At 41.6% G+C, this 20,724-nt stretch carries 16 protein-coding genes and 3 tRNA genes; 6 read left to right on the top strand and 13 right to left on the bottom strand.

Features of this window, described 5'->3' with window-relative positions; genetic code table 11:
• Positions 1-19: 19 nt before the first annotated feature.
• The 10 genes from hfq to orn all read right to left on the bottom strand — a co-directional run bounded on the left by hfq (position 20) and on the right by orn (position 7,516).
• Positions 20-277 (bottom strand): RNA chaperone Hfq, encoded by a 258-nt coding sequence (gene hfq / locus IEY40_RS04090; RefSeq protein ID WP_188953637.1) that lies wholly within the window; start codon positions 275-277, stop codon positions 20-22.
• 84 nt (positions 278-361) lie between these two features.
• The gene (miaA, locus tag IEY40_RS04085; protein WP_188953635.1) at positions 362-1,288 is read right to left on the bottom strand and encodes a tRNA (adenosine(37)-N6)-dimethylallyltransferase MiaA; all 927 of its coding nucleotides are present in this window, start codon (positions 1,286-1,288) and stop codon (positions 362-364) included.
• A gap of 1 nt (position 1,289) precedes the next feature.
• Positions 1,290-3,155, bottom strand: coding sequence for a DNA mismatch repair endonuclease MutL (gene mutL, locus IEY40_RS04080; protein WP_188953633.1), 1,866 nt, complete (start codon positions 3,153-3,155; stop codon positions 1,290-1,292).
• Between the two features lies 1 nt (position 3,156).
• On the bottom strand, positions 3,157-4,497 hold the full coding sequence (locus tag IEY40_RS04075; protein ID WP_188953631.1) for an N-acetylmuramoyl-L-alanine amidase: 1,341 nt from the start codon (positions 4,495-4,497) through the stop codon (positions 3,157-3,159).
• Positions 4,498-4,499: 2 nt separating this feature from the next.
• Positions 4,500-4,958, bottom strand: a complete 459-nt coding sequence (tsaE, locus tag IEY40_RS04070; protein ID WP_188953629.1) for a tRNA (adenosine(37)-N6)-threonylcarbamoyltransferase complex ATPase subunit type 1 TsaE — start codon at positions 4,956-4,958, stop codon at positions 4,500-4,502.
• Between the two features lie 173 nt (positions 4,959-5,131).
• Positions 5,132-5,587, bottom strand: a complete 456-nt coding sequence (locus tag IEY40_RS04065; protein ID WP_188953627.1) for a hypothetical protein — start codon at positions 5,585-5,587, stop codon at positions 5,132-5,134.
• A gap of 687 nt (positions 5,588-6,274) precedes the next feature.
• Positions 6,275-6,350 (bottom strand) — tRNA-Gly (locus IEY40_RS04060).
• A gap of 103 nt (positions 6,351-6,453) precedes the next feature.
• A tRNA-Gly gene (locus tag IEY40_RS04055) sits at positions 6,454-6,529 on the bottom strand.
• A 97-nt stretch (positions 6,530-6,626) separates the two neighbouring features.
• Positions 6,627-6,702: transfer RNA gene (locus IEY40_RS04050), tRNA-Gly, on the bottom strand.
• 268 nt (positions 6,703-6,970) lie between these two features.
• Positions 6,971-7,516, bottom strand: coding sequence for an oligoribonuclease (gene orn, locus IEY40_RS04045; protein WP_188953625.1), 546 nt, complete (start codon positions 7,514-7,516; stop codon positions 6,971-6,973).
• Positions 7,517-7,628: 112 nt separating this feature from the next.
• Here orn and rsgA point away from each other — a divergent pair, with 112 nt between their 5' ends.
• The 6 genes from rsgA (at position 7,629) to IEY40_RS04015 (ending at position 15,168) form a co-directional block, all read left to right on the top strand.
• The gene (gene rsgA / locus IEY40_RS04040; RefSeq protein WP_188953623.1) at positions 7,629-8,687 is read left to right on the top strand and encodes a small ribosomal subunit biogenesis GTPase RsgA; all 1,059 of its coding nucleotides are present in this window, start codon (positions 7,629-7,631) and stop codon (positions 8,685-8,687) included.
• Positions 8,688-8,742: 55 nt separating this feature from the next.
• The gene (gene asd / locus IEY40_RS04035; RefSeq protein ID WP_188953621.1) at positions 8,743-9,624 is read left to right on the top strand and encodes an archaetidylserine decarboxylase; all 882 of its coding nucleotides are present in this window, start codon (positions 8,743-8,745) and stop codon (positions 9,622-9,624) included.
• 211 nt (positions 9,625-9,835) lie between these two features.
• On the top strand, positions 9,836-13,042 hold the full coding sequence (locus tag IEY40_RS04030) for a mechanosensitive ion channel domain-containing protein (RefSeq protein WP_188953619.1): 3,207 nt from the start codon (positions 9,836-9,838) through the stop codon (positions 13,040-13,042).
• Between the two features lie 14 nt (positions 13,043-13,056).
• Positions 13,057-13,791, top strand: coding sequence for a glycerophosphodiester phosphodiesterase (locus IEY40_RS04025; protein ID WP_188953617.1), 735 nt, complete (start codon positions 13,057-13,059; stop codon positions 13,789-13,791).
• A 24-nt stretch (positions 13,792-13,815) separates the two neighbouring features.
• On the top strand, positions 13,816-14,784 hold the full coding sequence (locus IEY40_RS04020; protein WP_188953615.1) for a D-2-hydroxyacid dehydrogenase: 969 nt from the start codon (positions 13,816-13,818) through the stop codon (positions 14,782-14,784).
• A 192-nt stretch (positions 14,785-14,976) separates the two neighbouring features.
• On the top strand, positions 14,977-15,168 hold the full coding sequence (locus tag IEY40_RS04015; protein ID WP_160052643.1) for a bacterioferritin-associated ferredoxin: 192 nt from the start codon (positions 14,977-14,979) through the stop codon (positions 15,166-15,168).
• Positions 15,169-15,274: 106 nt separating this feature from the next.
• On the opposite strand, the gene parC is transcribed toward IEY40_RS04015, so the two are convergent.
• The 3 genes from parC to parE all read right to left on the bottom strand — a co-directional run bounded on the left by parC (position 15,275) and on the right by parE (position 20,686).
• The gene (parC, locus tag IEY40_RS04010) at positions 15,275-17,578 is read right to left on the bottom strand and encodes a DNA topoisomerase IV subunit A (RefSeq protein ID WP_188953613.1); all 2,304 of its coding nucleotides are present in this window, start codon (positions 17,576-17,578) and stop codon (positions 15,275-15,277) included.
• Positions 17,579-18,670 (bottom strand): PQQ-dependent sugar dehydrogenase, encoded by a 1,092-nt coding sequence (locus tag IEY40_RS04005; RefSeq protein ID WP_229777025.1) that lies wholly within the window; start codon positions 18,668-18,670, stop codon positions 17,579-17,581.
• A gap of 129 nt (positions 18,671-18,799) precedes the next feature.
• Positions 18,800-20,686 carry a DNA topoisomerase IV subunit B gene (parE, locus tag IEY40_RS04000; RefSeq protein ID WP_188953609.1) on the bottom strand — a complete coding sequence of 629 codons (1,887 nt, stop codon included), beginning with the start codon at positions 20,684-20,686 and terminating at the stop codon, positions 18,800-18,802.
• Between the last annotated feature and the right edge of the window lie 38 nt (positions 20,687-20,724).

Below are 20,724 nucleotides of genomic sequence, written 5' to 3'. Positions count from 1 at the left end.
AAAGTATATTCCTTTTCAATTATTCAGCAGCGCTGTCTTCACCATGGGCAGTGCCCTGGTGGCTAGTGACATTAAATGGGCGCGCTGGTACTACTGTAGAAATAGCGTGTTTGTAAACCATTTGGCTCACTGTATTTTTAAGTAAGATCACAAATTGATCGAATGACTCAACTTGGCCTTGTAACTTAATACCATTCACTAAATAGATAGAGACTGGTACACGCTCTCGACGCAATGCGTTCAAAAATGGGTCTTGTAAAGATTGCCCCTTAGCCATTTTCAATTTCCTTTTTTATTTTATAAATATGTTGAATTAAGTTTTATTGTTTAGTTTTAGTATTATACAGCAACGGCTAATAAGCTAGCGGCTTTGTCGCATAAGCGTAACTAAATTCCCTTCTACACCACTTTCGAGCCACTGTAAATCAGGCCAACTCCTCAACCATGTTAATTGACGTTTGGCCAATTGCCTAGTGGCTGCGGTAGCTTTTTCGACCATAGTCGCATGATCAAATTCATTATCAAGATATTGCCAACACTGCCTGTAACCTACACATCGCATTGAAGGCATCTCTAAATGTAAATCTCCACGCGCTTTTAAACGCGTGACTTCATCGATAAAACCTTGCTCAAGCATGATATTAAAACGCTTAGCGATTAAGTCATGTAATACTTTTCTGTCATTCGGTGCAATAGCAAATTGCACGACATCATATGGCAAAGCATCAGACTTAGTCTGTGTTAACTCTGTCATTGTTTTACCGCTTATACGGTAAACTTCCAATGCACGCGACAAACGTTGCGGATCATTTGGATGAATGCGCTCCCCAGCTACAGGGTCAATGCTGCGCAACTCTTTGTGCAATGACTCCCAACCTTGGGCCTCTGCCTGCAACAAAATCTGTTGTCTTACGACCTCATCAGCACTGGGTAAAGGCGATAATCCCTCTAACAATGCCTTAAAATACATCATGGTGCCACCTACAAGTAGCGGTGTTTTACCACGAGCAATAATATCTTCTATGGCCACAAGTGCATCGCGGCGAAAATCTGCAGCGGAATAGCTTTCACTCGGATCAAGTATATCAATCAATCTGTGTGGCGCTAAGGCTAACTCTTTTGCCGAGGGCTTAGCAGAACCAACATCCATACCACGATAAATTAACGCTGAATCAACTGAAATAATTTCACAATCGTGCTGTGTTGCCATGTCGATAGCTAATGCCGTTTTGCCTGAAGCTGTTGGCCCCATCAAAAATATCACTTTCGGCCGCTTGATACTGTTCACGTTAATTATCTTTCATCCAAGTTTGCCAAGGTAAATCAGTAGCCTGAGCATAAACTGTTTGTTTTATTGTATCGTCTAATAAACAAAACTGCTGCCATACACTTTGCGCAGACTCAAATTGCACTAGGCTTTGTTTAGCTAACCAGTCCGCTATTGCGCTGTCGTTTGGTTGCTCTAGTGCTATCCATTGTAAAAATTCAGGGATAACAATTGCTAATTGGCTCTCCCTCAAATATGGGGGCACTTTTTTAATTATCAACTGCTGATAGCGAATACTTAAGTCAATACCCATTTGACGCAGTAATTGATCACGTGCAGGTAATGTTTCGATCCAATCAGAGTCAACGGCTATGGCAACAGGCATCAGTAATGGTTGTGATACTAAACCATTAGTTAATTTTATTAAGATTTCAGCTTTTCTTACCGCTAACAATACATCTTTAAATGGTAGTAATGACAAGGTATCGTCTTGGCAAATGACCCAATGAGCACCAGAAAGCAAAGGCGGCATACTCGATTGTAAACTGACTTCATTTACGTGTTTATCATCTCTGCTAACAGAGGTTTGCAATAATTGCCCGTAATTGGCAATCGCGGTTTTGCTCACTCCTGTTGAGGCGCTAGTTACAGGCTTTTTACCATAACTAGGCTTAACTGCAGCTGAAGATCCACCAAAAGACGCACTGTTCTTACCTGGAACATGCATTGTACCAAATGGACTGGCACTATTTATCGCCCTTTCAGCTGTGGCTGGAGTAAATAAATCCGCCTTGGTTTCTGTAAAAATATCATCAGTTGTCGATGAAGTTTGCGATTCAAACATTACGGCATTATCTGCAGCGTCATGTATTGCTGGCTCTGATAACGCCAATGTCGGCATTTGTAACAACGCCGATTGAATCGCTTGTAAAATAAAGTCATGTACATAGCGAGACTGATGGAACCGCACTTCATGTTTAGCAGGGTGTACATTAACATCCACTTGATGTGGGTCAAGCGCTAACATGAGCACATAGCCAGGCTGATGCTCAATACCGTGTTCTGCAAATGCTTGTTTTACAGCATGATTAACCAAGCGATCTCTGACTAATCTACCATTTACGTAGAAAAAGCTGGTGTCGGTTATCACACGATCATGAGGTGATTGTAAATAACCACTTAGCGATAACCCATCGTGCTCACATGCAATATTTAAGGCTTGATCGGCGAATGCACGTCCGCAAATTTGGGCTAGACGTTGTTGACTCTGGATCTCTGTGTTTGCCGGGCGATACTGCCGCACCAATTTACCATTGTGCGTAAGTGCAAAATGTATATCACTGCGAGCGATTGCTATCCGCTTTAACCATTCATCAATATGAGTAAATTCGGTTTTATCACTTTTTAGAAATCGACGCCGAGCGGGTGTATTAAAAAATAAATCGACAACTTCGATAGTAGAACCTTGTGGATGGGCAGCCGGAGTTACTTTGACATCCATTTGCGACCCTTCTGCATAAGCTTGCCAAGCTTCAGTTTGTTCAGCCGTTTTTGACGTCAATGTTAATCGAGAAACGGAACTAATACTGGCTAACGCTTCACCACGAAAACCAAAACTAAGAATAGCTTCTAAGTCGTCCAGAGTGTGCACTTTAGAGGTAGCATGCCGCGACAACGCTAAGGCCAATTCGTCTTTAGCAATACCAGCACCATTGTCACGAATACGGATGAGCTTACTGCCACCTTTATCAATGTCAATATCAACACGGGTAGCTCCAGCATCTAAGCTATTTTCTACCAGCTCTTTAACCACAGACGCAGGACGTTCAACTACTTCGCCAGCAGCTATTTGGTTAGCTAATTGTGGAGGGAGTAGTTGAATTGCCATATTAAGCCCTAGGAATTACAAGAGTTTGGCCAATACGCACCACATCAGATTTTAAATTATTGGCTCGTTTAAGGCTGCTCACAGACACACTATATCGCTGAGCAATAATCGATAATGACTCACCACGCTTTACACTGTGTTTGGTATTAGACGAGCTAGTCGTTTTAGCCATTAAGGTGTCTGCAGGAGGATTATTCTCAAAGTAGCGCAACACGCCTTTATAAATGGCATTGGCGAGTTTTTCTTGATGATTACCATTAGACAATAAGCGTTCTTCACCTGGGTTAGAAATAAAACCGGTCTCAACTAAAATTGACGGAATGTCTGGTGACTTAAGTACAGCGAAACTGGCTGACTCAGGCTTTCTCTTATGCAAATGCGTAATTGAATCTAAATCGCGAAGAATATCGCCGGCGACAGAATGACTAATTGCCATTGAGCTGTTCATCGACATATCCAGTAACGTCATCGCAAGATACTGCTCGCTGTCAGAGTTTTGAATAATTTCACCCGCACCGCCCAATAACTCAGAGTGTTTTTCTTTTTGCTCTAACCAGCGACCGATTTCGCTGTTTGCACGGCGCATAGATAACACCCACACCGACGCGCCGCGAGGTTGCGGGGAGGTAAAGGCATCTGCATGAATTGAAATTAATAGGTCAGCTTTACTGTTGCGAGCAAGCTCAGAACGCTTGTTTAAATTGACAAAATAATCACCGCTTCGCGTCATGACAGCACGCATTCCTGGTGTAGAGTCAACTTTACGAGCCAAGCGTTTAGCGATTTCAAGTACAACACGTTTTTCGTGCATACCAGAAGGACCTATAGACCCAGGGTCTTCACCGCCATGGCCGGCGTCAATAGCAACAATAATATTTCGAGAAGATGGATTTGCAGAACGACTCACTGACGGTTGCGTATTAGATGAACCACCTGCAGCATCTTCTAAATCGACCACTAACCGATTGCCATAAGGTGCTGTAGGAGGGAGAGTAAATAAGCTGGATTTAACAGGTTTGGTTAAATCCATCACTAAACGCAGCATGCCTTTTTTAGGTGGAGTGCTAAAACGTATCTTTTTGATAATAGTGCTGTTATTAGCAATTTTGTCTAAATTAATTTTAGAGCCAGCATCTTGGATATCAACCACTAAGCGATGAGGGCCAGTTAAACTAAAACTGTCATATTTTGGTGCTTGGGTTAAATCAAACACCACTCGAGTAGATTCAGGCGCAGCCCAAATACGCACGCTATCAAGTTGATTTGCTGCCCAACTAGTATTAGGCAACAAAATCACTAGCATGGTTACAACACAGGTAAAAAAAGTATGTTTTAAATTCATTATTATTTTATTTTATTTAAAATGGCCTGCCCTGCAGGGGATAAGGCTTGTAATTCAATTTCTCTTTGAGATTCTTTATAACGCAAATGCAAATGGATGTCAGCCTTAGGTAATAAGCCGTGACCATTATCGGGCCACTCCACTAAGCATACACTTCTGTCAGTAAAGTAATCACGAATGCCCATAAACTCTAACTCTTCAGGATCGCTCAAGCGATACAAGTCGAAATGGAATACATCCATATTTGCAAACTCATAAGGCTCGACCAAGGTGTAGGTTGGGCTTTTTACAGCACCTTGATGACCTAAACTTTGAATAATCCCTCGACTGAACGTAGTTTTACCTGCCCCTAAATCACCCGTGAGGTAAAGGGTTAATGGAGGCACAATCCACTGGGCAATTTTTTGGCCAAGCGCAACAGTAGCTTGTTCATTTTCAAGGATTTTAAACAGCGATGTCATGTGTAAAGTCAGCTTCCGTAAAAAAGAGTCACAAGAATGCTAAATATACCAGAAGTTATGCGTTAACTCCCACTGTTATGGCGGTTATTTTTTGTTAATAAAAAAAACCAGCTACTGGGGATAGCTGGCGAATTCACACTTCAGGAAGTAATTTCAAATTATCAATGCGTCGATTAAATGTCATCCATACGAATTGTGCTATGAACAAGACGTTTTTGCTGCGTTTGCGCCACACGGACTAAATCCATTAATGCGCTCTTAATTTCTTCGGTTGGGCTACTCATCGCCGTTTTCTCAAGTAATGCTATCAAACGATTTTCTAAATCCAGATGTAACTCAAGCACTTGGTCTTCATGCATATTGGCTGGTAGAGACGCTTCTGCACAGCGTTTACTAAAGTCTTCAAAAGTAATGTCTTTGTACCAAGTATTTAAAATTCTTGATGGCGCATCTTCGATATAACTCTCTAGCGTTTCGTATATATGTCTCTGATGTTGCTGAAAATAAGTCAACATCATTTTAACGCGAGATGAGTCAGCATTACGATCTAAGCGCTTATATAATTTCTCCATATCGAGATGACATTTGGCAACATAATCAAGTAATTCGCTCAGTTGTTGAATACGCATAGCACTTACCTCGTTTAAAGCTCTAACAGCTTAAAAAATTATCTTGGACTGATTATCAAAGATTTCGAGCGCAAATTACTTGAGCAATGTCATGTTTTTCATTCTCCAAAAGCTTCTAATTTAGAGATTCATGAAGAAGTGAGTGATAGATCACGCGATTTGTTGATTGCAAAACGATTTGCTCAAAAACAAATGGTGCAAATTTATTAAAATAATAAGGTTCTGGCTGAATTGGGCTCGGATTGATGACCATTACAAAATGTAGATCGCGCTATATCTTCTCTGTAATGATTCGAGCCGATGATCGCATCCGACGTCTAGATCGCAAAAGATAAGTATCGCATTTTCTAAGAGCGTAGCTGAGCTTAGTGACACAAAGGTAATTAATGGGGGATTTAACAAGAGGAAATGATTTGGAGCGACCTTGCTTTTAGCAAAGAGAGGTTCGAACTGATGACCGCTTTATAACGTCTAGCTTGGCAAAAAAAGGTATCGCATTTTCTCAAAGCGCAACTGAGCTAATGTTGCATTTCAAATTAGGGAAGTGATTTGGAGCGACCTTGCTTTTAACAGAGAGAGGTTCGAACTGATGACCGCTTTATAACGTCTAGCTTGGCAAAAAAAAGGTGTCGTATTTTCTACGGACGCAACTGAGTTAGCGTCTCATTTCAAATTAGGGAAGTGATTTGGAGCGACATATCAGGTTCGAACTGATGACCTATACCTTGGCAAGGTATCGCTCTACCAACTGAGCTAATGTCGCGTACTGGTTGCTTCATTATAACAATCAACAAGGTATCCTCTTTCCACCTGTGCCAACTGAGCTAATGTCGCATTTCAAATCATATAAGAAACGTGCAAAAATTTGGAGCGACATATCAGGTTCGAACTGATGACCTATACCTTGGCAAGGTATCGCTCTACCAACTGAGCTAATGTCGCGTACTGTTTGCTTCATTTTAACAATCAACAAGGTATCGTCTTTCAACCTGTGCCAACTGAGATAATGTCCCATACTGTAAAAATTCATGCTGAAATTTGGAGCGACATATCGGGTTCGAACCGATGACCTATACCTTGGCAAGGTATCGCTCTACCAACTGAGCTAATGTCGCGTACTGTTTGCTTCATTTGTAACAATCAACAAGGTATCGTCTTTCCACCTGTGCCAACTGAGCTAATGTCGCGTAATGTTTGCTTCATTTGTAACAATCAACAAGGTATCGTCTTTCCACCTGTGCCGACTGAGCTAATGTCGCATTTCAAATTTCATTTCAACTTTACTATGTTTCAGAGTTTGGCGCTCTGTAGAAAGTTGAGGCCGCATTATAGGTAAATTTTACTATGCTGCAACCCCCTTTTAAAAAAAATTTGTTCGATTGGTTAAATTTTAAATACTTCTTTACGATAAAACTGTAATTCTGCGATCGACTCTTTGATATCTTCGAGCGCTTGGTGGGTATTTTTCTTGCTAAAGCCATTCATAGTTTCAGGCTTCCAACGGCGCACTAGTTCTTTAATTGTGCTCACATCGATGTTGCGATAATGGAAATACTCTTCTAGTTCCAACATGTATTTATTTAAAAAACGGCGATCTTGGCCAATGCTGTTACCACACATAGGCGATGCCCCTTTAGGTACATATTGGGCTAAAAACTCAATTGTTTGTTCAATCGCATCCTGTTCTGAACATTTACTGGCACGAACACGATCAATTAAACCTGACTCACCATGGTGTTTTTGATTCCAATCGTCCATACCGGCTAATACTGCATCAGTTTGATATATTGCTAATACAGGGCCCTGGGCAATAATATTGAGCTCTTGATCTGTCACTAAGGTGGCAATTTCAATGACTCTATCGACATCAGGTTCTAAACCAGTCATTTCTAAATCAACCCAAATAAGGTTATTCGTATCAGCAGCCATTTATGTCGCCTTATGTTATCTATAGCCTAAATTCAGGCTTTTTTATAAAAGAGTGTGTATCATACTGTTTTTTTGAGACACAAAAAAACACCTATTTGATGAAGATAAGCCTGTGAGTAAAAAGAAACCCCTAAGCCAAGGTCAATTGCGCCGTATGCGTGCAAATCAGACTAAGCGACTAAAACGAAGCGATGATAATAACGTGCCTGAATTACAGGACAATTTATTAGGCCCAGAACAATCAGGCGTAGTAATTTCGCGTTTTGGCCAACACGCCGATATTGAAACAAGTGACGGCACGGTCTCTCGCTGTAACATTCGCAGAGCTGTAACCAGTTTAGTTACGGGTGATAATGTTATTGTCAGGCTAGCCACCGATGTGCAAGCTAGTGCCAGTATCGGCGGTATTGTTGAAGCGGTCCACCCGAGAAAATCATCACTGACTCGACCAGACTTGTATGATGGCGTTAAAATTATTGCCGCCAATATCGACCAAATTTTGATCGTATCATCAGTATTGCCTAGCTTTACCACACAAATTATCGATCGTTACCTTGTTGCCAGTGAAGATACCGACATTCCACCTATCATTATTTTAAATAAAATTGATTTATTAAATGACGATAACCGCGACGAAATAGAGCAAGCACTAGCCCGTTATCAGGCCATTGGCTACCCCGTTTATCGTGTTAGTAGCCATACTGGTGAAGGCGTAGAAGACATAAAAGCCCTGCTTAATGAAAAAGTCAGTGTATTTGCAGGTCAATCAGGCGTTGGTAAATCATCCTTGATTAATGCGTTAATGCCTGAGGCTGAATTGTTAATCGGCGATGTATCTGATAACTCAGGTTTAGGTCAACACACCACTACCACTGCCAAGTTATTGCACTTTAAAAGTGGCGGCGACTTAATTGACTCTCCAGGTGTGCGTGAGTTTGCATTGTGGCATTTAGACGCTACACGAGTGGGTTGGTGCTTTATCGAATTTAGAAACTTTTTAGGTACGTGTAAATTTCGTGACTGTAAACACGGTGACGATCCTGGTTGTGCACTGCGTGATGCACTAGAAGCTGGGCACATTACCCAAGATAGGTTTAACAACTATCATCGTATTATTTCTAGTTTAGATGAACAACGTCATGCGCGACATTTTCGTGCTATTGATGAATAATATATAATCGAAGATGATGAATATGACTCAACAAGAAAATAAAAAGGGAAACACATTGGACTCATTTAAAATTGCTTTGCAATACATGCTGCCAAAACATTTTCTGTCGCGTTTAGTTGGCAAGTTTGCTGCTGCACAAGCAGGGGCTATCACTACAGCTGGTATTAAATGGTTTATCAAACAATATAAAATTGATATGTCAGAAGCTAAGCAACCCGAGCCCGAAGCTTACAAAACGTTTAATGACTTTTTTACCCGCGCATTAAAACCAGAATTACGCCCAATTAATCAAGATGAGCATATTATGGCTCATCCAGTTGACGGTGCGGTAAGCCAATGTGGTCCAATTGAAGCGGGCAATATTTTCCAGGCTAAAGGCCACAGCTATACATCTGAAGCACTGCTAGGCGGCATTAAGGCCGATGCAGCTCGTTTTGATGGCGGCGATTTTGCTACGATTTATTTAGCACCAAAGGACTACCATCGTATTCATATGCCAATCACTGGTACTTTGTCTAAAATGACCTATGTACCAGGAGATCTGTTTTCGGTTAACCCATTAACGGCTCAGAATGTGCCGGGATTATTTGCACGTAACGAACGTGTAGTTGCTATTTTTGAGACCAAATCTGGCCCATTGGCGATGGTACTTGTTGGCGCAACCATTGTTGCCAGCATAGAAACCATTTGGGCAGGCACTGTTACTCCACCTGGTGGCAAGCAGGTTTTCAGTTGGGATTATCCAACCACTGGCCCTGAGGCATTAACCTTAGAAAAAGGCGCTGAAATGGGTCGTTTTAAACTTGGCAGTACTGTGGTGATGCTATTTGCACAAGATGCAATTGAAACGTTTGCAGACGGGGTCGAACCCGGAGAGACAACGCGCATGGGCCAGCCATTTGCGAAATTGACTCAGGAACAACAAGACGCAGAATAAACGTCTTCATTTCATCACATATCCTAAAGCCGTATTTTGTTAAGATACGGCTTTATTTTTTAGCGGCTTGTAACTCATACGTTAAACATGACTTTATTTCATATAAATTCAAACAAAAGCCACATGTTATAGCCCCCTGCAACACCAAAAAAATAGAATATAATTTAGTAAATTTGTTACCATAACCAGACTCCAATCTGAGCCAAGTATTATGTTACGTTTAGCGTCTTCTTTACTGTGTTTTATCATTATCAACATCGTGTCGGCATCGACGTATGCCAACACGCCTATTACTCTAGATAAACGTCTTGGTCTGAACACTCAAGCTGATAATCAGCCATTGGATATTCAAACACAGATTGCTGAGCTCGAAAGCAGTATTAACGAGCTGCAAATTGAACAACAAACTTACAATAACGTTGAGCGTTCAAACACCGAAACCAAACTGTCGCTCAATCAACAATTACGCGATGCGCAAACAACACTTAAGCTCGACGCAGATATCGACCTTAATCAGCAAGCGTCGATGGCGTATTTTCACCTCTCTGAACTGAAAGAAACCGAGTCGTATTTAAATCAGCAGTTAAGGTTAATTACTCAGCGTCAAATCCAGTTACCAGACTTAATCGTCCAAGCTGAAAATGCATTATCACAACACAATAAAACCCAGCAAGCACCGGCAGATACACCGCTTGGTAAACGTAATAAGTTACAAGCTGAGTTACTGACTCAACATATTGCCACCTTGCAAGCTGAGCGCTTAGCCAATCCAAAGCAACTGGAAATAGCCCAGCTTCAACAACAAGTTAATCGATTATCATTAAGCCAACAAGAAAGCTTTATTGAATTAATTAATAAACACAATATTGAACATCGTCAGCAACAAACAGCCGATACCATTGCTAATAACTTAATTGATGAACAAGAACTAGCCGACCCATTATCGCAAGAGTTAAGTCAAACAAATCAACAATATGCGCAGCAATTACAAAGTTTAACCAGTAATCACAATTTGGTCATAGAGCGCCAACAACGGATTGAAAAACGCTATCAATCGCAAAATGCTCAGCTGTCAAATGTGCTTGAGCAAATTACGTGGGTTAAAACTAACTCTGCTTTTGGCGATCGTTTTTTACAAATGTTGCAGTCGTTACCTAAACCACCAAGCCTAGATAAACTGCAAACGGAACTTGCCGATGCACGGCTTAAACGTTATCAGTTAGAACAGCAGCAAGCGTTAAATACCCAGCAACTTGATAACAGTACCCTATTTAATGAAACCCAAGTTAAGTTGTTACAATCACAACAAATATTAATAGAACAACTGCTGCAAGGTTACGATCAATACCTCGCTGAATTTGCCAAATTACGTATTGGATATGAACAATTAAACCAACTGCACAACACCTTAAAAAACACCCTCAACGAACATCTTTTTTGGGTGCCAAATGCGCCTAGCATTGGAGGCTTATGGTTAATAGACCTAAGCCAAAGCAGCGTATGGTTAGTGCAACCTAGTCAGTATGAGGCGATTCAACAAGCTTGGTCTAGTCAAAGTCATTTATGGGCTTGGTGGGGTATTTTATTACTGTGCTGTTTAATGGCACAAGACATGCTAACGCCTAAGTTTAATCAAGCTATCGGGCGTTACTCGGTGTTTGTGGGTAACGTTACTCAAGACAAATTTAAGTACACTATCAAAACACTGATCATCAGCCTTGTTTATGCCTTAATTAAACCATTGCCGGTCATTATTGCCGGCGTTATTTTTATGCATTCTGAACAAAACGTGGTTTATGCAGTCGGTTCTGGTGTTACAGCGATAGGGATAAGCTACCTTATTTATCGTTTTTTCTACTTACTAACTGTCGATAAAGGTATATTAATTAGCCACTTTAGGCGACCGAAAAAAATTGTCCAACAAGCTCAAAAGACCATGGCGTCATTTGTGATGATTTCAGCACCGTTAATCGGATTAATGGGCTTTACAGAAGCACTAGACACCTCGCTGGTGCGTAATAGCCTTGGTCGTGGCGCGTTTATCATTTTTTGTGTGGTGCTGTTTGTACTCTACAAAGATATGATGTTATTAATTGGCCAATATCGTAAAAACAAACCGAATGCGAATAACCTTGAAATAGTACAAAAAGCAGTATGGGCAATACTCATTGTTACGCCTCTATTTAGCGCTATATTGGCGTGTATTGGTTATTATTTTACCGCATTCCAACTGTTGTTACAGTTACAAATATCTGTACTTTTAGGTCTAGGTTTTTTACTGACTTACCAGCTAATAAAACGTTGGATGCTAATCGAGCGTCGCTTAATTGCTTTTGATCGCGCTAAAGCCAAACGTGCAGAACGCCTAGCACAGCGTGAACGGGGCGAGCTTAATAATGAACCGATTGAAACTTACGAAGAACCTATAGTTGACTTAGAAACAATCTCGAGTCAATCGTTAGGATTAGTGAGATCCATTTTGATTTTGGCTTTTTTTGCTAGTTTGTTGGGTATATTGGCGCAAACTCATACTGCAGTCTTTTCATTTTTAGACGGCATCACATTGTGGACCACCACCAGCACGCTCAATGGCATTGAGCAACAAGTGCCCATCACCTTAAAGTCGATTTTATTTGGTATTGTTTTAGTAGGCTTCTCTGCAGTTATCGCTAAAAACCTTCCCGGCTTACTCGAACTAATGCTCTTACAACGACTTGATCTATCACCTGGTACTGGCTTTGCTATCACAACCATTAGCAGCTACTTAGTCGTGTTTTTTGGTATGTTGTTTGGCTTTTCGACATTGGGGATGGAATGGTCTAAATTGCAATGGTTAGTGGCTGCACTGTCGGTAGGTTTAGGTTTTGGTTTACAAGAGATTTTTGCTAACTTTATCTCTGGTTTGATTATCTTATTTGAGAAACCTATCCGCATTGGCGATACCGTGACCATTCGCGATCTTACCGGTACTGTGAGTAAAATTCAGATCCGCGCAACGACAATTGTCGACTGGGATCGAAAAGAAATCATTGTGCCCAATAAAGCCTTTATTACTGAGCAATTAGTTAACTGGTCTCTATCGGATCCAATTACACGAGTCATTGTTACTGTATCAGTCTCGCGCGATGCTGATCCAGCAAAAGTCGAAACGTTACTACATCAAGCTGTTCGTGAATGTGAGTTATCCCTTTCGACTCCAGAACCCGAAGTCTGGTTTGCAGGTTTTGGTCAACATACCCAAGATTATGAAGTACGCTCTTACGCTAAAGATATGTCTGTTCGTTGGCCACTTCGTCACAGCTTGCATAAGCAAATTAGCCAAAAATTAAAAGAAAACCATATTGAACTAGCGTATCCACAAATGGAAGTTCATATCAAACACGATTCAAGGGACTCATCAGAGCTCGTTAAAAGTTAATACAAGGAACTGCTATGCTTGTTTTTGCTCACCGCGGCGCCAGTGGCTACGCACCAGAAAACACATTAGCCGCAATGGATAAGGCTATAGAGTTAGGCTCAAAAGCCATAGAATTAGACGTACATTGTGTTGAAGGTGAATTAGTGGTTTTTCATGATCGTCGCCTAGAGGGCAAATCGACTGGACATGGCCTCATTCATCTCAGCACTAAAGCTGATTTGGACAAAATATCGGTGGGCGGGCAACCCATCCCTAGCTTGTGGGATGTTCTGGCGCGTATAAATACTGTCGCACAGGGTGACTGCACCGTAAACATTGAGCTCAAAGGCGTAGGTTGTGTTGCACCTTTTGTTGCAATGTACCCGCGAGTACTTAACGAGCTTGGTTTTAGTAATCAACAACTGTTGATATCATCATTTAATCACTTATATTTAAGCCAAGTAAAACAACACCTACCTCAGGTATTGATTGCGCCGTTGTTAGGAGGGATTCCATTAGATTTAGCGCAAGTTGTAACCGATTTGCAGGCTTACTCGTTGCATCTTGATGTGGCATTCATTAGCCAGGCTATTGTTGATGATGCTCATCGTCGTAACGCAAAGGTGTATGTTTACACGGTAGACAATAGTGATGATATCCAAACTTTAAAGGCTATGGGCGTTGATGGGATTTTCAGTAATTACCCAGATAAAGCCATCGTAGCAGCGACTTTACCCTTAACCAACACTCCGTTAGTTTGGTTTGATTAACACCAAGGTGACTTGTTAACAAGTATGAAAAATACACTGTTATTACTCACTCAACATAATCAGCAATACCGAGAGTTATTGGCGCACAAGCAACTGCCCAATTTAACCATTTTAGCTGATAGCGATAACCAACAACAGTATGTACAACAAGCTAATATTTGGCTCGCTGAACCTCATTTAGCCGCACCTTATTTGACATTACCCACAGCAAGCACAGCAAGCACAGCAACGAACACACTAACACTTAAATGGTTACAGTCTACCTTCGCCGGTGTTGACGCATTAATGTCACCACAACTCAGACAAGACTATGCTCTAACTAACATTCGTGGTGTATTTGGCCCACTAATGAGTGAATATGTGTTTGGTTATTTACTCAGCCATTATCGCCATCATGCGCAATATCAACAGCAACAGACACTTCAACTGTGGCAGCCCAAACCATTTTGCAGCTTACAAGGGTTGAATATGCTGATTTTGGGCACTGGCTCAATTGCCCTGCATATTGCCAGCACCGCCCGCCATTTTGCAATGTCAGTAACAGGACTTAATCGGCGTGGCCATCCTATTGATCAATTTGACCATGTTGATAACATCGATACTTTAAATGAACACTTACCTCTTGCAGATGTAATTATTAGTGTATTACCCAAAACGCCGCATACCACTCACCTATTGAACGACACCAACCTGCCTTTATTACGCCCTGCGGCAATGTTATTCAATATTGGTCGTGGCAATGCCATTGAATCTAATGCTTTACTAAGTGCATTGCGCCTATTCCAACAACGCCGTGCAATATTAGATGTCTTTGAGCAAGAACCATTACCGCCACAACATCCTCTATGGCATTGTCCAAATGTGATCATCACTCCTCATATTGCAGCCCCAAGTTTTCCAACTCAAGTTGTCGATATTTTTAGCCAAAACTATTTGCGATGGCATCAATCAGAGTCTCTACAGTATCTGGTAGACCCGGCTCAAGGCTATTAATCTAGTGGCTTAATTGAGAAGCTTTAACCAATACTTAACAATGAATTTGGCGACTAAAGATGCGAGACAGATCAAATCGCAGTAAAAATAATCAATATAATGACAAAAAGTAATTGCCAATGATAACTGTTTTCATTTAGAATTAGATTACTTTCTTTAGCATTGAAACTTTTGAGCGAAGAGGCTTTCTTTATGTACGTTTGTCTTTGTCATGCCATTACTGATTCTCAAATCAAAGCCGCTGTTAGCTTAGGTGACAGTTCATTGGCTGATGTAAAAAAACGTCTTGGCGTTGCCGATCAATGTGGTAAATGCGCACGTATGGCCAATCAAATTATTCAAACACAGCTTGAGTATGAACCTAATTTTTATGAAGTTGCGTAAGTATTACTTAAATATATTTAGGTGTTTAATCGCTTTACGCTTCATAAAAAAATGCTGCTCATTGAGCAGCATTTTTTTATCCAAACTAAACTAAGAGCTTAGCGACTTAATCTTGAGTCTCGATATTATCATCTTGAATAACATCATCGGCTAACGCCCCAAGTTCAACATCAACGCTGTCAACACGTTGCAACCCTCTTGGTAATTTTGCACCTCGTCTGCCACGTTCACCGCGGTAATGCTCCAAATCACTTGGTTTTAAGGTTAGCTTACGCTTACCAGCCCACAAGGTTACAGCCGTATTGTGCGGCACAACATTAAGATGCAGCAGCAGCTCTTCACGATTTTTTGCACGCTCTGTCGGAATACCAATAATCTTATTGCCCTTACCTTTTGATAACTGCGGTAATGCATCAACGCTAAACATTAGCATTCGCCCTTCCGAGGTAATCGCTAATAAAGACTGTTCACTGCCTTTGCTAATTAGCTTAGGCGTTAATGCCAGTGCGTTAGTCGGCAAGCTTAATAATGCTTTACCCGCTTTATTACGGCTGACCATATCTGGGTAAGTACAAATAAAACCATAACCTGCATCTGTCGCCAATAAGAAAAACTGCTCGTCGTTACCCATCAACACATGTTGCATTGTTGCGCCTGGCGCCATATTAAAGCGTGTAGTAATCGGCTCACCTTGGCTTCGTGCAGACGGCAGCGTATGGCTGTCGGTGGCAAAGGCGCGGCCTGTAGAGTCTATAAATACCGCAGCCTGGTTACTTTTACCCATCGCGCTGCACAGGTAACTGTCGCCCGATTTATAAGACAAGCCCTCGACATCGATATCGTGACCTTTGGCACAGCGTACCCAGCCTTTGTCAGATAACACCACGGTTACCGATTCTGTAGGGGTAAGTTCTTGCTCTGTTAATGCCTTAGCATCAAAACGTTCAATGATAGGTGAACGACGATTATCGCCATAGGTTTCACCATCTTGAAGTAACTCTTTTTTCACTAATGTCTTTAAGCGACGATCTGAACTCAGCAATAATTCTAACTTGTCACGCTCAGCGGCTAACTCGTCTTGCTCAGTCTTAATCTTAAATTCTTCAAGCTTAGCTAAATGACGAAGTTTTAACTCTAAAATCGATTCAGCTTGCTTATCTGACAGATTAAAGCGCGCCATTAGCTCCGCTTTAGGCTCGTCATGAAAACGAATAATTTCAATTACTTCATCAATATTTAAAAACGCAACCATTAACGCTTCTAGAATATGTAACCGTGCTAATACCTTGTCTAAACGATACTGCAAACGGCGAGTCACCGTGCTTACTCGGTACTCTAACCATTCTGTTAATAACGTTTTCAGGCCTTTAACTTGTGGGCGGCCATCTAAACCCAGCACGTTTAAATTAACTCTAAAGCTTTTTTCTAAGTCGGTTGTGGCGAATAAATGCGTCATTAACTGTTCACAGTCAATGCGGTTTGAACGCGGCACAATCACTAAGCGAACAGGGTTTTCATGATCAGACTCATCACGTAAATCTGACACCATAGGCAGTTTTTTAGCCTGCATTTGGTTAGCAATTTGCTCTAAAATTTTACCGCTACTGGCTTGATGTGGCAAAGAAGTGATAACGATTTCGCCCTGCTCTTCTTTAAACACCGCGCGCATTTTAATCGAGCCTTTACCGCTTTCATAAATCTTTTCGATGTCAGCCTTTGGTGTAATAATTTCAGCTTCTGTTGGGTAATCAGGGCCTGGTACCAACTCCATTAACCGGCCTAATTCGGTTTTGGGGTTATCTAATAGTTCAATACATGCAGACACTAATTCACGCACGTTATGCGGCGGAATATCGGTTGCCATACCCACGGCAATACCGGTAATACCGTTTAGCAAAATATGCGGTAATCTCGCTGGTAAAGTTTTAGGTTCTTTCATGGTGCCGTCAAAATTGGCGCCCCACTCAACCGTACCCTGGCCTAATTCAGACAGTAATACTTCAGAAAATTTAGATAATCTTGCTTCGGTGTAACGCATCGCCGCAAACGATTTAGGATCATCGGGGGCTCCCCAGTTACCTTGACCATCAACTAGCGGATAACGATAAGAGAATGGCTGCGCCATCAGTACCATAGCTTCATAACAGGCGCTGTCACCATGTGGGTGATATTTACCTAAAACGTCACCAACAGTACGAGCAGATTTTTTATGCTTAGATTGAGCCGACAAACCCAGTTCACTCATGGCATAAATAATACGACGTTGAACCGGTTTTAACCCATCACCAATATGCGGTAAGGCGCGGTCCATAATGACGTACATTGAATAATTTAAATAAGCCTCTTCGGTAAAGCGCCTCAGCGGCATTTGCTCTACGCCATCAAGGCTTAATTCAATCGAATCACTCATTTAGTTAGATTCCTGTGATTGTTCGGGTGCGTTATAAAACAAGCGGTAAACATTACCTTTTAAGTCGTCTGATATGTACATTGCACCATCTGGCGCATTGATCACATCAAACGGACGAGCGACGGGAAATTCTCCGTCCAAAAAACTCACCACAGTTTCACGTTGATTAATTTTGTTGTTTTCAATGTCGAGCATCACGATTTGATAACCCACTTTACTAGAGCGATTCCACGAACCGTTTTCTGCGACAAAAATTTTATGTTGATAACGCTCAGGGAATTGCTGCCCACGGTAAAAACTAAGCCCTGTTGGAGCAACATGTGCTGGTAATTCAAACTCAGGCACTATGACGTTCAAATTTTTAGGTTTGTCGTAAGCGGGCTCAACTACGTCGGTGCCATGCAAGTAGGGAAAACCAAAATGGCTGCCTTTAATATCAACACGGTTGATCTCATCCGCGGGGATATTATCGCCCATCCAATTACGGCCTAAGTCAGCAAACCATAATTTTTTATCGTCTGGTGCCCAATCAAAACCGGTCACACTGCGTAAACCAAACGCGATTTGTTCGCTGGCGCCTGTATCGACATTGATGGCAACAATACTACCAAAAGGTGATGATGCTTCACACACGTTACACGGAGATCCAATTGACACATATAAGCGACCATCGGGACCAAACCGCATTGAGCGAGAATACTTTTTATCTAAATTGGGTAAATTTGAATACACTTCACGTGCCCGGCTAGGGCGGCGTAAACGAGACTCAATGTCTTCGAAGCGAATAATACGATCTTCTTCAGTGACATATAGAGCACCATCATGAAACGCTAACGCTTCAGGGTATTCTAAACCGCGGGCGATTAAATAACGTTTGTCTACTTGGCCATTTTGATCGGTATCAACAAGCGCGTACACAGTGCCGCTTTTTTGTGACCCAACAAATAACGTGCCGTTGTCACCCATCGTCATTTGTTTAATATCACCTAAATCAGAGGCATATAAGCTAAGCCCAAAACCTTTAGTGACGGTGATCATCACCGACTGAGAGGCTAGCGCTATCGAAGCAGGAAACAGCCCTAAAAGCATCATTCCGACAAATGCCAACTTATTGCCTATATTCAAATAAGATCGGAGTTTGAAATACTGCATGTTAATTCTCTTTTGCCTTATCTTCATATCGTTATTGGCATTTAACTGCGTGTCTTGTTGATAATTTGCTTAAAGTAATGCTAAATCACCTTTGCTTTCTAACCAAATTTTTCTGTCTGACGCACGTTTTTTTGCCAAAAGCATATCCATTAGTGACCATGTTTCATCGGCATCATCGATTGTCAATTGCACTAAGCGGCGCGTATTTGGGTCCATCGTAGTTTCGCGCAATTGCAATGGGTTCATTTCGCCCAGACCTTTAAATCGTGTAACTTGCACTTTGCCTTTTTTATTTTCAGCGGCAATTCGATCTAAAATAGCGTTTTTTTCTGCTTCATCTAACGCATAAAAAACTTCTTTACCAAGATCGATACGAAACAGTGGCGGCATGGCGATATACACATGACCTTTTTCAACTAACACACGGTAATGTTTCAAAAATAATGCACATAACAACGTGGCAATATGTAATCCATCCGAGTCAGCATCGGCTAAAATACATATTTTGCCATAACGCAGTTCTGAAATATCTTCACTGTCGGGATCACAACCAATCGCAATTGAAATATTATGCACTTCTTGCGAGCCAAGTACCTGTGAAGCATCGACTTCCCAAGTATTTAAAATTTTGCCACGTAGCGGCATAATGGCCTGAAACTCACGGTCTCGAGCTTGTTTCGCACTGCCACCAGCAGAGTCTCCTTCTACGAGAAATAACTCTCCACGCATTGGATCTTGACCACTGCAATCAGTTAATTTCCCTGGTAAAGCTGGGCCGGACACGACTCTTTTACGAGCAATTTTCTTAGCGGCTTTTAAACGCCGCTGGGCATTATTAATACATAATTCAGCTAATTGTTCGGCTAATTCGGTGTTTGAGTTCAACCACAGAGAAAAAGCATCGCGGACAATACCAGACACAAAGGCAGAGCTTTGACGGCTAGAGAGCTTTTCTTTAGTTTGTCCGGCAAATTGAGGGTCTTGCATTTTGATCGATAAAATAAATGCTGCGCGATCCCAAATATCATCTGGCGATAATTTAATACCACGGGGGATCAAGTTGCGGAATTCGCAAAACTCACGCATAGACTCAAGTAAGCCTTGTCTAAAACCATTAACGTGAGTTCCACCAAGTGGAGTAGGAATTAAGTTTACATAGCTTTCATTGAGGCTTTCACCCCCTTCAGGAAGCCAAGTAATCGCCCAATCTGCTGCTTCTAAGTCGCTTTTGAAGCTGCCGACAAAAGGCTCTTCTGGCAACATTATTGAGTCTTTAACCGCTTCTTGCAGATAATCAGTTAAACCGCTTTCATAAAACCATTCATGGACTTCACTGGTGTGCTTATTGGTAAATTTAATTCGCAAACCTGGACACAACACAGCTTTGGCACGCAGTAAATAAATCAGCTTACTGACTGAAAAATTAGGTGAGTCAAAATAGCTCACATCTGGCCAAAAATGGACTCGTGTGCCAGTATTGCGGCGCCCACACGTTCCTGTTACCACAAGTTCTTCAACTTTAAAGCCATTTTCAAATGCCATATCGTACACTTGAGCATCGCGGCGTACGGTAATTTCAACACGCGTAGACAAGGCGTTCACAACAGAGATACCGACCCCGTGCAAACCACCAGAGAACTGGTAATTTTTGTTTGAAAACTTACCACCGGCATGCAGCTTAGTTAGAATAAGTTCTACTCCAGGAATGCCTTCTTCCGGGTGAATATCCACAGGCATACCACGGCCATCATCGGTCACTTCCAATGAGTTGTCAGTATGCAGAATCACTTCGATTTTAGTTGCATGGCCAGCCAACGCCTCATCGACGCTATTATCAATTACTTCTTGCCCAAGGTGATTTGGTCTGGTGGTGTCGGTATACATACCAGGACGGCGCTTTACCGGGTCAAGTCCGTTAAGGACCTCAATAGCATCTGAAGTATATTGGTTGGTCATAGTCCACACATTTGGAGTTAAATGGAGCCAAAGTTAGC

The organism is Shewanella ulleungensis (assembly GCF_014648315.1).
In the GTDB taxonomy this organism is placed as follows: Bacteria; Pseudomonadota; Gammaproteobacteria; order Enterobacterales; family Shewanellaceae; genus Shewanella; species Shewanella ulleungensis.
Note: the sequence above shows the minus strand (reverse complement) of the source record. Positions and strands in the feature narration are given on the sequence as shown.